This is a genomic window from Burkholderia sp. SRS-W-2-2016 (genome assembly GCF_001931485.1).
In the GTDB taxonomy this organism is placed as follows: Bacteria; Pseudomonadota; Gammaproteobacteria; order Burkholderiales; family Burkholderiaceae; genus Paraburkholderia.
The window spans coordinates 63,879-77,074 of record NZ_MSDV01000075.1 but is presented as its reverse complement, the minus strand read 5'-3'; the positions used below and the strand labels follow the sequence as shown (position 1 = coordinate 77,074).

The 13,196-nt window shown below is 65.3% G+C and carries 15 protein-coding genes; 4 read left to right on the top strand and 11 right to left on the bottom strand.

Annotation, left to right across the window (positions count from 1 at the left end; genetic code table 11):
* Positions 1–73 precede the first annotated feature (73 nt).
* The 3 genes from BTH42_RS31150 to BTH42_RS31140 all read right to left on the bottom strand — a co-directional run bounded on the left by BTH42_RS31150 (position 74) and on the right by BTH42_RS31140 (position 2,111).
* Positions 74–340, bottom strand: coding sequence for a DUF4148 domain-containing protein (locus tag BTH42_RS31150; RefSeq protein WP_075305028.1), 267 nt, complete (start codon positions 338–340; stop codon positions 74–76).
* A 206-nt stretch (positions 341–546) separates the two neighbouring features.
* On the bottom strand, positions 547–1,350 hold the full coding sequence (locus tag BTH42_RS31145; protein WP_075305027.1) for a DUF2182 domain-containing protein: 804 nt from the start codon (positions 1,348–1,350) through the stop codon (positions 547–549).
* Positions 1,350–2,111 (bottom strand): DUF899 domain-containing protein, encoded by a 762-nt coding sequence (locus tag BTH42_RS31140; protein WP_075305026.1) that lies wholly within the window; start codon positions 2,109–2,111, stop codon positions 1,350–1,352. The genes BTH42_RS31145 and BTH42_RS31140 overlap by 1 nt, the downstream gene beginning before the upstream one ends.
* A 168-nt stretch (positions 2,112–2,279) precedes the next feature.
* Between BTH42_RS31140 and BTH42_RS31135 the strand changes: the two genes are divergently transcribed.
* Together BTH42_RS31135 and BTH42_RS31130 are read left to right on the top strand one after the other, a co-directional pair.
* The gene (locus BTH42_RS31135; RefSeq protein WP_075305025.1) at positions 2,280–3,524 is read left to right on the top strand and encodes a helix-turn-helix domain-containing protein; all 1,245 of its coding nucleotides are present in this window, start codon (positions 2,280–2,282) and stop codon (positions 3,522–3,524) included.
* Between the two features lie 14 nt (positions 3,525–3,538).
* The gene (locus BTH42_RS31130) at positions 3,539–4,219 is read left to right on the top strand and encodes a PQQ-binding-like beta-propeller repeat protein (protein ID WP_075305024.1); all 681 of its coding nucleotides are present in this window, start codon (positions 3,539–3,541) and stop codon (positions 4,217–4,219) included.
* Here BTH42_RS31130 and BTH42_RS31125 read toward each other — a convergent pair.
* The 7 genes from BTH42_RS31125 to BTH42_RS31095 are packed head-to-tail and all read right to left on the bottom strand — an operon-like array spanning position 4,174 to position 9,721.
* Entirely contained in the window at positions 4,174–7,272 is a 3,099-nt protein-coding gene (locus BTH42_RS31125) for a complex I subunit 5 family protein (protein ID WP_075305023.1), read from the bottom strand. The two genes, BTH42_RS31130 and BTH42_RS31125, sit on opposite strands and share 46 nt — an antisense overlap.
* The gene (locus BTH42_RS31120; protein WP_075305022.1) at positions 7,266–7,640 is read right to left on the bottom strand and encodes a sodium:proton antiporter; all 375 of its coding nucleotides are present in this window, start codon (positions 7,638–7,640) and stop codon (positions 7,266–7,268) included. Before BTH42_RS31120 ends, BTH42_RS31125 begins: the two co-directional genes overlap by 7 nt.
* Positions 7,641–7,657: 17 nt before the next feature.
* The gene (locus BTH42_RS31115; RefSeq protein WP_075305021.1) at positions 7,658–8,374 is read right to left on the bottom strand and encodes a Na(+)/H(+) antiporter subunit B; all 717 of its coding nucleotides are present in this window, start codon (positions 8,372–8,374) and stop codon (positions 7,658–7,660) included.
* Entirely contained in the window at positions 8,371–8,715 is a 345-nt protein-coding gene (mnhG, locus tag BTH42_RS31110) for a monovalent cation/H(+) antiporter subunit G (RefSeq protein ID WP_075305020.1), read from the bottom strand. Before mnhG ends, BTH42_RS31115 begins: the two co-directional genes overlap by 4 nt.
* 3 nt (positions 8,716–8,718) lie before the next feature.
* Positions 8,719–8,961 carry a hydrogenase subunit MbhD domain-containing protein gene (locus BTH42_RS31105; RefSeq protein WP_075305019.1) on the bottom strand — a complete coding sequence of 81 codons (243 nt, stop codon included), beginning with the start codon at positions 8,959–8,961 and terminating at the stop codon, positions 8,719–8,721.
* A gap of 3 nt (positions 8,962–8,964) precedes the next feature.
* On the bottom strand, positions 8,965–9,225 hold the full coding sequence (locus BTH42_RS31100) for a monovalent cation/H+ antiporter complex subunit F (protein WP_075305018.1): 261 nt from the start codon (positions 9,223–9,225) through the stop codon (positions 8,965–8,967).
* Entirely contained in the window at positions 9,218–9,721 is a 504-nt protein-coding gene (locus BTH42_RS31095) for a Na+/H+ antiporter subunit E (protein WP_256702442.1), read from the bottom strand. Before BTH42_RS31095 ends, BTH42_RS31100 begins: the two co-directional genes overlap by 8 nt.
* A 605-nt stretch (positions 9,722–10,326) precedes the next feature.
* On the opposite strand from BTH42_RS31095, the gene BTH42_RS31090 reads away from it, so the two are divergent.
* Positions 10,327–11,109, top strand: a complete 783-nt coding sequence (locus BTH42_RS31090) for an ABC transporter substrate-binding protein (protein ID WP_075305016.1) — start codon at positions 10,327–10,329, stop codon at positions 11,107–11,109.
* A gap of 135 nt (positions 11,110–11,244) precedes the next feature.
* Complete coding sequence (locus tag BTH42_RS31085; RefSeq protein ID WP_075305015.1) at positions 11,245–11,607, top strand: DUF190 domain-containing protein; 363 nt, start codon at positions 11,245–11,247, stop codon at positions 11,605–11,607.
* A gap of 86 nt (positions 11,608–11,693) precedes the next feature.
* Here BTH42_RS31085 and BTH42_RS31080 read toward each other — a convergent pair whose 3' ends face one another.
* Complete coding sequence (locus BTH42_RS31080) at positions 11,694–13,106, bottom strand: DUF2252 domain-containing protein (protein WP_075305014.1); 1,413 nt, start codon at positions 13,104–13,106, stop codon at positions 11,694–11,696.
* Positions 13,107–13,196 lie beyond the last annotated feature (90 nt).

Below are 13,196 nucleotides of genomic sequence, written 5' to 3'. Positions count from 1 at the left end.
GAAGCTGCGGGAGCACTATGGCGTAGCGCTCCGGCAGGTACAGCTACAACAACTTTCCAGCCAGGGGTTCAGCTTACTGAGCTGCCTTGCCTTGCTGCGACGAACCGCTCGTTACGCCGCCAACCGCGCTGTTTTGCGCAGCGACGCGAGCTTCCGCAGCCTGGATGTTCGCCGGGTATTCATTCGGGTTCGAACGTGCCGGGTTGTAGCCGGCCTTTTCGATCTGGATCAGTTCTTCGCGAACTTCCGCGCGGGTCTTCGGCTGGTTCGATTGAGCGAAAACAGCAACCGGAGCGACCAGGGTAGCAGCGATAACGACGGCTTGAACGAGCGATTTCATGACTATTACCTCCAGATTTATCTTGTTTGGCTGCGAAACTCACTTGTTTGCAGCAGTGATGACAGTCTAGGGGGCGCCGGAACTAGGGTAAATACCTAATTTCTGAACTCACTGTTTCCAAAATTAGAACAATTTCGAGATAGTCCGGTCGCATCGCGCCGGATTCTGCAGCGATCGGCATTGGCGAGGCGCGTCCCGCGGTCGTTTCAGCCGACCGATGCAGCCCGCGCGAGCAACAGCAAGCCGCCGCCGCCGACCAGCACGCCGATCGTCCGCGCGGCTCGCATCCCGTCGGGAAGCAGCCGCTCGGCGGTGATCGCGGCTGTCAGCCCCGCCATCAGACGCAGATCCGCGACGCCGACCACCACCAGCAATGCCGTCAGGCCGGCGCATGAGCAGCAGCAATGGACGCCGGTTCGCAACCCGCACCGGAAGGCGCCGGCCGGACCAACTGCGACGGCGACGCTTGGCGTCGCGCGACAGCAGGCCAGATGGCGTGCCTTCCACCCGCTGAACTGCACGGCGCCCGCCAGCAGCACGACGACGCCGGTGATCGACGGCATCCCATGCGCGAGCGGTGGCCAACGTAGTTCGAGCATGGCGAACGCGTCACCGACCATGAACATGGCGAGCCCGAGTGCGCTCCAGACCAGTGCGTACCCGCCGGCGACCAGCAGCGTGAATCCGGCCAGTCGTCCCGCTTGCACCCGCGCGCCGACCGCCGCACGATAACGCAGCAGCATCGCGGCGAGCGACGGCAGCATCATCGCCGCCATCATCACGATCCACATGCCGACGAACGATGCCGCCGCGCGCGCCCAGGTTCGGCCGCAGGTCGGCATCCACAGCATCGATAGCGAGCCACCGCCGGGCAGCGGCAGTTCGCCCATCGTCGCCATGGACGCGTGCTGCGCGAGCGTCGCCGCGACGCTCGCGGCGAACAGCAGCGCGCAGATCGCGACGAAAGCGAGGTCCGCACGAGCCGCGCGGCGCGGGAGCGTCCGGTCCATCACCGCGCGTACTCGTCGTGACGGCGCCACCAGATCCCCGTCTCGTTGCGCCCCTTCGGCGCGCGATCGAGCCACTGATACATCCCCCACAGCCCATCGACCCCGCGCGCGTAGGTCGAGTACGTGTGATAAACGACGTCATCCTCCAGCACGAACGCGCTCATGCCCGGCCGATCGAGCGAATAGGTGGCCGCGTCGGTGCCGCAGGTCGCCGCGAACTGCGCGACCGGCTCCGGGGTAGGCGTCGCGTCCATTGCGTGGCCGTTGCGCGCGTAGTTGTAGTCGATCTCGTGGTTGCGCTGCTGCGCTTCGGTGAACGAAACGTTGAAGTCGAAGTTGAAATCGCCGTCCGCCGACGATGCCCACGGGAACGTCCAGCCCATCCGCCGTTGGTACTCCTGAAGCTTCGCAAGCGGCGCGCGCGACACCGCCATCAGCATCACATCGTGATGCGCGAGATGCACTGCGAAGCCGTCGAAGCCATCCGCGATCGACGAGCACGACGGGCAGCCGGCCTTGTAGTCCGGGCCGAACATGAAGTGATAGACGAGCAGTTGCGAGCGTCCCTGAAACAGATCGGCGAGCGACGCGCTGCCTCGCTCCGTGTCGAAGCGATAGCTCTTGTCGACCCGCACCCACGGCAGCGCCTGGCGTTGTTGCGCGAGCTCGTCGCCGCGTCGCGTGTGGGCTTTTTCGGCTTCGAGCAGTGCGCGCCGCGCGCTCAGCCACTGTTCGCGTGTTGCAGTCGTGTGGGTGGTCATTTCGCGTCCCTCCGTGAGTCGTGCCGTGCCGCGCGGGCCCTTGCCGCGACGGCCTCGGTGACGGTTGATGGTCGTGCTAGATTAGTACCGGCCATCGACCCGGCGGGAGTGACAAGTGTGGCGGGATTCGCTTGATGCAGTGACGCGCGGCGCGTGTGCGCGCAAACCATGGACGCGTTGATCGGTGCGGCGGCGCGCGCGCTCGCGGCCGGCGATCCGCTCGGCGCGCTCGACCGCGTCGCGTTGCGCGACGATCCGCCGGCGCGCGCGCTGCGCGGTATCGCGATGGCGCAGCTCGGCGAGTTCGGGCGCGCGAAGGCGTTGCTGCGCGATGCCGCGCGCGGCTTCGGCGCGAAGGAGGCGGTCGCGCGCGCCAGGTGCGTGGTCGCCGAAGCGGAGATTGCTTTCGCGTCGCGCGATCTCGGCTGGCCCGCCAAGGCGCTCGATAGCGCCATCGCCACGCTCGACGCGCACGGCGATCGCGTGAATGCCGCGCATGCGCGCTATCTGACGGCGCGTCGTCTGCTGCTGACCGGTCGTCTCGATGAAGCGGAACGGCGGCTAGCTGGCCTCGACGCGCGGCTGTTGCCGCCCGCGTTGCGCGCCGCGCACGAGCTGGTGGTCGCCGGAGTTGCGCTGCGGCGGCTGCGCAGCCAGGCCGCGCGCGCGGCGCTCGCGCGCGCCGAACGGGCGGCGCGGGCGGCGGCCATTCCGGCGTTGGGCGCGGAAGTCGAAAACGCGGCGCTGGCGCTGCAAAAGCCGGCGGCGCGCGTGATCGCGGGTGGCGAAGAACGGCTCGTGCTGCTCGATGAGGTCGAGAAGCTGTTCGCTGAACCCACGCATCGCGCCCCATCCACCCATCGCCCGCTTATCATCGACGCCTGCCGCTACGCAATCAGCGATGCGAACGCAACCGTCGCGCTAGCCAGCCGCCCGGTGCTATTTGCGCTGGCCCGCCTGCTCGGCGAAGCATGGCCGGCCGACGTTCCACGCGACACACTGATCGCAAGTGCGTTTCGCACGAAGCGCGCCGACGAAACGCATCGCGCGCGTTTGCGTGTCGAGATCGGCCGGCTGCGCGCGGCGCTCGGCACGCTCGCCGGCATCAATGCGACGTCGCGCGGCTTCGCATTGGAGCCGCGTCACGCGAGCGAGGTCGTGGTCCTTGCACCGCCGGTCGACGGCGAACACGCGGCCGTGCTCGCGTTTCTGTCCGATGGTCAGGCGTGGTCCAGTTCGGCGCTCGCGCTGGTGCTCGGCGCGAGTCAGCGCACCGTGCAGCGCGCGCTCGATTCGCTGGCCGCCGCCGGCAAGGTGCAGCCGGTCGGCGACGGCCGCGCGCGTCGCTGGATGACGCCGCCCGCCGCCGGATTCGCGACGGCTTTGTTACTCCCCGCTCCGTTTCCTTCGTGATTAGGATGACCGCCATGAACCGATCAGCTGCCAGAATCGTCCGCGAATATGGGCCCTTTGCGGGCGTCGACAAAGTGCATGGCGTTACCTACGACGGCCGCCAGGTGTGGATCGCGACCGGCGAACGGCTCGACGCGATCGATCCGGCCAGCGGCGCCACGCTGCGCTCTCTGCCGGTCGAGGCCGACGCGGGCACCGCGTTCGACGGCCAGCATCTGTACCAGATCGCGCACGGCCGCATCCAGAAACTCGATCCGCTCACCGGCCAGGTGCTCGCGACGATTCCCGCGCCCGGCAACGGCGGCGACTCGGGGCTCACGTGGGCGGAAGGCTCGCTGTGGGTTGGTCAGTATCCCGAACGGAAAATCTATCAACTCGATCCCGAAACCGGCGCGGTGCTGCGCACGATCGAATCGGATCGCTTCGTGACCGGTATCACGTGGGTCGACGGCGAGCTGTGGCACGGCACGTGGGAAGGCGACGAGAGCGAGCTGCGGCACATCGATCCGCGCAGCGGCGAAGTGCTGGAAAGCGTCGCGATGCCGGCGGGGACCGGCGTCTCGGGACTCGAATCGGACGGCGCGGAGCTGTTCTTCTGCGGAGGCGGCGGCAGCGGCCTGGTGCGGGCGGTGCAGCGGCCCGCGCGGGACTACGACCCCGCCGAAACCGCGCCGAACCCCGTGCTCAAAAAATAAATCGCCAGAAAATAGAGCAGCACATACAGCGCGTAAGTCTGCCCATTGCCGCTATAAACGCGCCGGATCCGCGCGGCGGCAACCAGCGCGAAATGCGACGCACCGCGCCAGAACATCTGCGCGAACGGCGGGACCGTACGGCTTAGCATCGGCCGATAGAAGTGATAGAAATCGGGCGCATCGGCCGCGTTGCCGCGCCGGCTGCGGTAGTACCACACGCCGAGCCCGAACACGAGCGCCGCGACGATCAGCACGACGATCACGACCGGCGTCGGATTCCAGAACCCATAGATGCTTTCGAGCGACATCCCGCCCCACACCAGCGTCGCGGCGAACTGCGGATCGATCGCGGCCGAGACCGGCTCGATCAGCAGCTTCGGGAAGAACGACAGGATCAGGATGCCGAGCACCAGCAGGAACTGCGGCACCAGCAGCGCAAGCGGCGCTTCGCGCACCGGCAGCCGCTGCGCCGGCCGCGGCTGCAAAAAGATGCCGTTGACGAAGCGCGTCATGTACAGAAAACCCGCGCAGGTCGCGATCAGCCCGCAGATCGCGAGGCCATACCAGCCCTTGTCGGTCATCGCGCTGAGCAGCAGCCACTTGCCGCCGAAGCCCATCAACGGCGGCAGCCCGGACATCGACACCAGCGCGATCACGACCATCGCGAACGTGAACGGCATCTCGCGCGCGAGGCCGCCGACATCGGCGAAGTTGCGCGTGCCGGTGCGCAGAATCACGCCGGCCAGCGCGAGAAACAGAATGCCCTTCACCAGCATGTGATTGGCGACCAGATACAGCGCGGTGACCCAGCCGAGATGGCTCATCAGGCCGATCGCGGTCACGATGTAACCGATCTGGCTCATGCTGGAGAGCGCCAGCATCCGTTTGAAGTCGTTCTGCCGCAATGCCATCAGCGCGCCGGCGAGGGTCGTCAGCATCCCTATCCATGTCATCGCGTGCGCGAGTTCGAGGCCGACCTCGGAGCGGATCGTCAGATAGGTGCTGATCAGCAGCCCGAACATCGCGACCTTGCTGACCACCGACGACAGCATCGCGGTCACATCGTCTTCCGCCTCCGAATACGCGCCCGGCAGCCACACGTGTACGCCGATCGCGCCGGCCTTGATCAGGAAGCCGGCCGCCAGCAGCACGAACGCGCGGTTCGCCTCCGGTCCCGCGTGGATCAGCGAGGCGATCTGGATGCTGCCGTCGATCGCCGCGATGCTCGCGAAGCCCGCCAGCAGGAAGAACGCCGACAGCAGCGAGAACAGCAGGAAGGTCAGCACGTGGGGCCCCGCGCGCCGGCATTTGGCGATCAGGAAGCACGACGACAGCGTGACGATCTCCCAGCTATAGAAAAATTCGAGCGTCGTCGACGAGCGCAGCAGCGCGGGAATCGACAGTGCCAGCACGACCAGCATCGGATAGAAACCTTCGCGCGAATCGTCGCGATACAGGCTCGCCGCGGTGATCACGAGGCTGCCGGCCAGCAGCAGCCACGCGAACAGTCCGGCGATGCTGCTCGTGCCGGCCGCGAGCAGCGCGCCGATCAGCGCGATCGCGAGCAGTGCGAGCACGCCTTTGACCCGTCCCGGCAGCCGGTCGGCCCCATAGAACAGCGCGCCGGCGAGAAGCGGCGAGAAGATCCACAGCGACGCGACGCCCGAGATCAGCGCTGCCAGATACCCGGCCCCGATCAGCAACAGCGCGACGCCGAGCAGCGGCAGCAGCGCGAAGATGTCGGGGCGCGCGTGCGCTTCGCGGCTGGAGGGCCGCAGCGCGCGCACGAACCAGCGGAACATGTAGCCCGCTTCGAGCAGCGAGCCGGTCAGGATCAGCACGATCCAGTACGGTTTGCCGGCGGCGGTCAGGCGCATCACCAGTTCCCACTTGGCCCAGAAGCCGGGGAACGGCGGCAGCCCCGCGATCGCGACCATGAACAGTCCGAGCAGGCCGATCATCAGCGGGTTGCGCGCCAGCACCGCGCGCGGATCGCGGTGGTAGCGCTGCACCACGCCGGCCAGCCAGAACAGCCCGGCCTTCGCGAACAGATGGTTGATGAACAGGCCACCGACCACCAGCGGAATCGCCGCCTCCGCGCCGATCTGGCGCAGCAGTGCGAGCGACAGCATCAGCAGCGCCATCTGTCCGATCGACGAATAGCCGAGCACGCGCTGTGGCTTCGATTGCTTCAGCGCGAGCAGATTCGAGAACAGGAAGGTCGCGCCGCCCGACATGGCCAGCAGCGTCAACTGGCCGTCGAACAGCGGCAGCAGCTTCAGCAGCGCGAAAAACACCCCCGCCGACACGCCGACCGACACCATCGCGGCGACGCCGCTCGGCATCGTCTCGTAGACATCGAGCCCCCAGCCGTTGGCCGGAAACGGCTTCAGTTCGATCACGAGACTCGCGAACACCAGCAGCACCGCGGTGGTGCCGATCGGGCCGCCGAGCTGGTCGCGCATCGACAGCAGCTGGTCGATGTTCAGCGTGCCGCTCACGTAATAGAGCAGCACCGCGCCGAGCAGGAAGAGCGTCGACGCGATCACGGTCGCGATGATGTACTTGAACGCGGCGGCGAGCGCGGCCGGCTTGCGCTCGAGCCCGAACAGCCCGTACGTCGCGATCGAGACGATCTCGAGAAACACGAACAGGTTGAACAGGTCGCGGGTCATCACCATCCCGTCGATGCCCATCACGAGGATCAGATACAGCAGCAGCGCCGCGTAATTGCCGCGCAGCCGGTCCCACAGATGCAGTGCGCCGAGCAGCGCGACCATGTTGACGGTGAACGTGAAGAACGCTTCCCACGGACCGAAGCGCAGATTGATCGACACCGGCGGCAGCGCGCCGGCGGTCAGCACCTCGATCGTGTCGCCGCCGGCGATCAGCCCATAGAACGACACGCCGCTGACCAGCACGATGCCGCCCAGCGCGACGAAAAAGCCGAGCGTGAGCCACGGCTTGCCGAGCCGGTACAGCAGCGGAATGACGAAGCCGCCGCCGAGCCCGAGGATGAAGATATGCAGCGGATGAAAGAGCGTGGCTACCATTTCGACTCGGTGAAGGCGTCGATGGAAAGGGTCTTTTTGGCGGCGTAAAGACGGATCGCGAACGACAGCATGATCGCGGTGACCGACAGCCCGATCACGATCGCGGTTACCACCAGCGCGGACGGAATCGGGTCGATCGCGCGATGAAGGGCGGCGTTTTTGCCGAGCGCGGCGTCGATGATCGGCGCGGTGCCGCCGGTGATGTAGCCGGTCGCGACCATCACGATGTGCAGCCCGGTGTCGATCACCGCGAAGCCGATGATGATGCGCAGAATATTGCGGTGGGTCAGCATCCCCCACAGGCCGATCAGCGACAGACAGAAGCCGGTGATCAGCAGGATCGTCGAAACCGGTAAGCCGGTGCTCATGTGCGGTTCTCCTGTTGTCAGCTTCTGAACCGGTCGATGATGACGCTCAATTCCGCGCCGACCTTGATCCCGAGCAGCGCGGAAATCAGCGGAATCGCGCCGGCGCTGAAGAACGCGCCGAACTCGCCGCGCGGCAAAAAGCGCGCGTCGAGAAAGCCGCCCGCCAGCACCAGCCCGAGAATGCCGATACACACATAGATCACGCCGGCGAGCGACTCGACCACGCTCAGCAGCGCGACGTTCAGCGTCGAGCGGGGCCGCGCGAGCAGCATCAGCATCACCGCCGATGCGACGATCGCGCCGCCCTGGAAGCCGCCGCCCGCCGACAGATGGCCGTTGACGATCACGTAGGCGCCGAACGTGAAGATCATCGGCAGCAGCACCTGCTTGCCGGTGTGGACGATTTCGCCGGCCGGGCGGCGCGTGGGCGCGGTCGCGGGCGTCGAGTCGTCGGCCGGCGCCGCGGCGCTCGCGCTGCTTTCCTCTTTCAGCAGCACGCCGACGCTCGCCGCGACCATGAACAGCACCGCCACTTCGCCGAGCGTGTCGAAGCCGCGATAGGTGATCAGGATCGCGGTCACGATGTTCGGCGCGCCGAGATCGAGCGGCCCTCTGAGCACGTAGTACTCGGCGAGCGGCCGCAGCGCCTGCAACTCGGTATAGCCGCCGACCATTCGCCAGAACACCACCGCGAACAGCAGCACCGTCAATAGAGCGGCCGCGCGACGCATCATGATTGGGTCTCCTGAGCGTCGCGCTCCTGTTCGTCGGCGAGCGCGTCGACTACGGTGGATGCGCTCATCGGCGTACGGATCAGCCACGCCGCGCGCGACAACGCATGCGACGACACCGGATTGGTCACCAGCACGAAATAGATCAGCAGGATCAGCCGGAAGGTCCAGCTCGGGTGATAGAACGCGAGACCGATCAGCACCAGCATGTTGCCGAGCGTTGACGCCTTGGTGCCGGCCTGGATACGCGTGTACGCGTCCGGCATGCGCAGCAGCCCGAGGCCGGCGGAGAACAGAAAGACCGCGCCCACCAGGATGAAGCTGCTGCCGATCAGTTCGAGCATGCGCTAGCCCTTCTGGTAACCGGTTTTGCGGATTGCGTACAGAAAGATGAAGGTCGCGAGTCCCGAGCCGATCGCGGCCTCCGCCATCGCGACGTCGGGCGCGGCCAGCAGCAGGAACGCGACTGCGGCGAACAGGCTCGCGAGTCCCGAGCTGACCATCGCGGCCAGCAGATTTTTCAGGAATATCGCGAGAATGCCGCTCACGAGGATGCTCGCGCACATCAGCAACAGGAGCAGTTCGAGCATCGCTCAGAGCCCCCTTTCGAGAAAGCGCGCGACGGCCAGCACCGCGAGAAAGCTAAGCAGTCCGTACACCAGCGCGACGTCGATATAGACGAAACGGCCGGAGATCTGCGCGTACAGCGCGATCAGCGACAGCGAGATGACCGTCAGCATGTCGATCGCGACGATGCGGTCGACGAGGGTCTTGCCGAGCACGAGCCGGATCACGCCGAACAGGATCGCGAGGAAGATCAGCGCGGCGGCGATCCGGAGCATGATCTCAGCCAAAGACTTTCTCCAGATGCTTTTCGAACGGGGCGACGAGCGCTCCGGTGGCGGCGTCGATATCGGTGGTTTTGACGTCGAGCCAGTGGATGAACAGCACGTCGTCGCGAATGTCCATCACCAGCGAACCGGGCGTGAGCGCGATCGAATTGGTGAGCGCGAGACGGCCGAGCGGCGTTTGCAGACGGGTACGCACCTTGACGATGCCGGGTCTGATATTGATGTGCGGCGAGTACACGTACGCCATCATGTTCAGATTGGCGCGCACGAGTTCGACGACGAAGGTGCCGCTATAGGCGACGAAATGATAAAGCGCGCGTGGCGTCAGGCGCAGGCGCTGCCAGGCTTCGCTGGAGGATGCGAATGCGTGGGCAATGACGAAGGTGATGACGAGGCCGACCAGCGCGGGTTCGATCGCGAGCGACGCATTGGCGATCAGCCAGATCACGAACAGCACGAACCAGAGGCCGAAGAGTCCCCGGGGGAGCAACGATGACACTGGTTTTCCGTGGTTTGAAGCCATGTCATCTTTTTCCGGAAAGAGGCCTTGCGGAAAATTCTAAGTGACAATTTATGGCAAATCAACCGGCGGGAGGCGGTTTATTACGGGTTACGCGGAAGATGTAAACACGCTGCCTGAATAAAGAGAAAATCGTGTGAATTAAAACACTGCGAGTGGTTTGAGATGACGCTCCGTCCGGGGCGGTGAGTGACCGTTTGCGTGATCCCGGGCGCGGCTATGTCGTGTTCGAACGGCAGCTCGCTTGCTAATGCGGCGCATTGAATGGATTTTACGTTTTAATGGTAATCGCACTGTAAATCCAGATTAAATGAAGTGAGAAAAGCGTCCCGCTTGCCGGAATTTATTTTGACAATTTCCCGGCACGCCGGAATGCCACTTTCCACTTTCGATAAGTGGGCGCCGACGGCTCGCCGCGACCTGAATGACACCGGCGACGAACGCGCGCTCCGCTCCTATGTGCGCGACGCATGAATTGATTTTTTTAATGAATTTGTGCGGACGCGCGGATCACGGTCGAATGTCGGGTTTCGCGCGCGGGGCGCGCGATCCGGATCATTCATCAGAAGAGTAAAGGAGTAACAATGAAAGCCATGCTTGCAACCCTGACGATTGCGCTGCTCGCCGCCGCGTCCGGCAGCGCAATCGCCAAGGAATGGTCGACCGTGAAGTTCGGCGTCGACGCGAGCTATCCGCCGTTCGAATCGAAAGCCGCCGACGGCAAGCTGGTCGGCTTCGATATCGATCTCGGCAACGAGATTTGCCGGCGCCTGAACGCGAAATGCGTGTGGGTCGAAAATTCGTTCGACGGCATGATCCCCGCACTGAAGGGCCGCAAATTCGACGGCGTGCTGTCGACGATGTCGATGACGCCCGCGCGTCAGGCGCAGATCGCGTTCTCGTCGAAGGTATTCCGGATTCCGACCCGGCTGGTCGCGAAGCAGGGTTCGGCGATCGAGCCGACGCCAGCGGCGCTGAAGGGCAAGCGGATCGGCGTCGAGCAGGGCTCGATTCAGGAAACCTATGCGAAGAGCTATTGGGAGCCGGCCGGCGCGGTGATCGTGCCGTATCAGGACCAGGATCTGGTCTATTCGGATCTGCTGGCCGGCCGTATCGATGCGTCGTTGCAGAACGCGGTGCAGGCCGAGATCGGCTTCCTGCGCACCGCGCGCGGCAAGGATTTTTCGTTTGCCGGCAAGCCGCTGTACGACGCGAAAACGCTCGGCAGCGGTACCGCGATCGGTTTGCGCAAGGAAGATACCGAACTGCAAGCCAAAATCGACAAGGCCATCGCCGATATGCGCACGGACGGCACCTACGACCGCATCGCGAAGAAGTATTTCGACTTCGACGTGTACGGTCAGTAACGGCGGTTCGGCCGCAACCGGCCTCGGCCTGGCACTCGCGCAGGCCGACATCTACACTTAACTGATACCCGTTCGAAGCCGCAGCCGAAGCCGCACGGCGTCTGCCGGCGCGGCCCGCATCGAGGAGGCATCGACATGCACGGCTATCAGATCACCTTCTTTACCCAACAGGCGCGCAGCCATCACGGCAAGCCGCTCGCGGACTGGCTCGTGCGTCTGGCGAGGGAACTGGACCTGAGCGGCGCGACCGTGATTCCGGCGTGCGAGGGCATCGGCCATCATCACCGGATTCATTCCGCGCACTTCTTCGAACTCGCGGATCAGCCGCTGTGTGTCGTGATGGTGGTGACCAACGACGAAGCCCGCCGCCTGTTCGAGAGGCTGCGAGCCGAGCGGCTGCAGCTGTTTTACGTGAAGACGGCGGCCGAGTTCGGGGTCGTCGGCGAAGACGAGCCGCGCGCCGACGACGCGGACAGCGTCAACATTGCGCGCGACTAACGTGTAACCAGCGGGTTATCAGCGCGTAACCAACCCGCAACCCGAACCCGCAACCCGCGCGCGACGAGAACCTCGAACCGCCGCCCTCACGCGACGAAGTCGGCCGCCATGTCCGCGTCGGTGCGCGCTTCGAGCCGGCCGCTGCGGCAGGCGTCGCGGAATCGTTCGTAATCCTGCTCGACCTGGTCGGCGTATGCGCGCGAGTACAGCACCAGCGCTTCGGTCATCTGATCGCCATTGCCGAGATAGCCGTCGATCTCGGTCGCGACGCCGCCCGCTTTCGCGTGGGCACGCGCGAGCACCCAGCCGCACACGGCCGCGTATTGCTTGAAGGTCTCCTTCGCGAACAGCTCGAGGGTCGCCGAGATTTTCATGTCGCGCAGCTGGCGGCCGTAGATCGCGCGTCCGAACGGGCCGGTGGTCCAGCCGAGGAACGGATCGCTCGCGCCCTGCATCAACTGCTGTCCGTCGACCACGCGCTGCCCCTGATGCTTCGGCCCACGCGACTTGAAGAAGCGCGACACGACCGAAGTCGACGCCTCCTTGAACTGGATGAACAACGGTTTCTCGTGCTGATCGACCATCAGCAAAATCAGGCAACGCGTGCCGACGCTGCCGACCCCGACCACCTTGAACGCCATGTCGTGCATCGTGAAGTGATCGAGCAGCGTACGGCGCACTGTGCCGAGCGATCGCAGATAGCTCTCGTAGAGCGGCTGCATCAGCGTGCGCCAGTCGCCGAGGCCGAGCCAGTCGTCGTCGTGCGTAAACAGCGTGTTTTTGCCGTGCACGTGGAACACGGTCGGCGGCACGTCGCGAATCTGCCAGATCCCTTCGCGGCGGCTCGCGAGCTTCGGCAGGATCGTTTCGTGGGTGCGGCGCGACGCGCGCGAGATGCCGTCGCGGATCCGGCTGCGCGCATCCGCGGTCGGCGACAGTTCTTCCAGGCGCGCGAACGTGATCAGTTCGCACCACAGTTCGAGCGGGCTCATCTCCGAGTACTCGGCGGTCCAGTGCTGATAGCTCATCACCGCCTCCGCGACGACCTCGTCGGCGAGCCGGTCGCCGTGGCCGAGATGCCGGACGGCGATGTAGAGACTCGCGGTCAGGCGTTTCAGGTCCCATTCCCACGGGCCGACCGCGGTCTCGTCGAAGTCGTTGATGTCGAACACGAGCGAGCGCTCGGGCGTCGCGAAACCGCCGAAATTCATCAGATGGCAGTCGCCGCAGATCTGGAAGTGAAAGCCGCTGTTCGCGGTGCCCGCGAGATCGTGCGCCTGAATGATCGCGCTGCCGCGAAAGAACGTGAACGGCGACGCGAGCATGCGGCCGTAGCGCAGCGGCACCAGCGTCGACACGCGGCCGCGGCTGCTTTCGCGCAGCAGCCGTACCGGATCGCGATCGACGTTGCCGATTGCGACATGGGCGCTGCGGGGGGTGTTCTTACGGGCGGTGCGGCCGTGCGCGCTGCGATCGGCGAGTGTTTCGGGTGGCGTCATTATTTGCCCCTTGGCAGTGCGGCGTTATTCAATTCGTTTGACTTACGAGTTGTGACTCACTACGCAAAACCTTGCCTGCACGGGCGCGGG

Coding starts and splice junctions, on each gene's coding strand:
- BTH42_RS31115 (WP_075305021.1), bottom strand. CDS start 8,374: ATGATGCGTCGCGCGGCCGCTCTATTGACGGTGCTGCTGTTCGCGGTG.
- BTH42_RS31140 (WP_075305026.1), bottom strand. CDS start 2,111: ATGACCACCCACACGACTGCAACACGCGAACAGTGGCTGAGCGCGCGG.
- BTH42_RS31130 (WP_075305024.1), top strand. CDS start 3,539: ATGAACCGATCAGCTGCCAGAATCGTCCGCGAATATGGGCCCTTTGCG.
- BTH42_RS31135 (WP_075305025.1), top strand. CDS start 2,280: ATGGACGCGTTGATCGGTGCGGCGGCGCGCGCGCTCGCGGCCGGCGAT.
- mnhG (WP_075305020.1), bottom strand. CDS start 8,715: ATGCTCGAACTGATCGGCAGCAGCTTCATCCTGGTGGGCGCGGTCTTT.
- BTH42_RS31125 (WP_075305023.1), bottom strand. CDS start 7,272: ATGGTAGCCACGCTCTTTCATCCGCTGCATATCTTCATCCTCGGGCTC.
- BTH42_RS31145 (WP_075305027.1), bottom strand. CDS start 1,350: ATGGACCGGACGCTCCCGCGCCGCGCGGCTCGTGCGGACCTCGCTTTC.
- BTH42_RS31085 (WP_075305015.1), top strand. CDS start 11,245: ATGCACGGCTATCAGATCACCTTCTTTACCCAACAGGCGCGCAGCCAT.
- BTH42_RS31080 (WP_075305014.1), bottom strand. CDS start 13,106: ATGACGCCACCCGAAACACTCGCCGATCGCAGCGCGCACGGCCGCACC.
- BTH42_RS31090 (WP_075305016.1), top strand. CDS start 10,327: ATGAAAGCCATGCTTGCAACCCTGACGATTGCGCTGCTCGCCGCCGCG.
- BTH42_RS31150 (WP_075305028.1), bottom strand. CDS start 340: ATGAAATCGCTCGTTCAAGCCGTCGTTATCGCTGCTACCCTGGTCGCT.
- BTH42_RS31120 (WP_075305022.1), bottom strand. CDS start 7,640: ATGAGCACCGGCTTACCGGTTTCGACGATCCTGCTGATCACCGGCTTC.
- BTH42_RS31105 (WP_075305019.1), bottom strand. CDS start 8,961: ATGCTCGAACTGCTCCTGTTGCTGATGTGCGCGAGCATCCTCGTGAGC.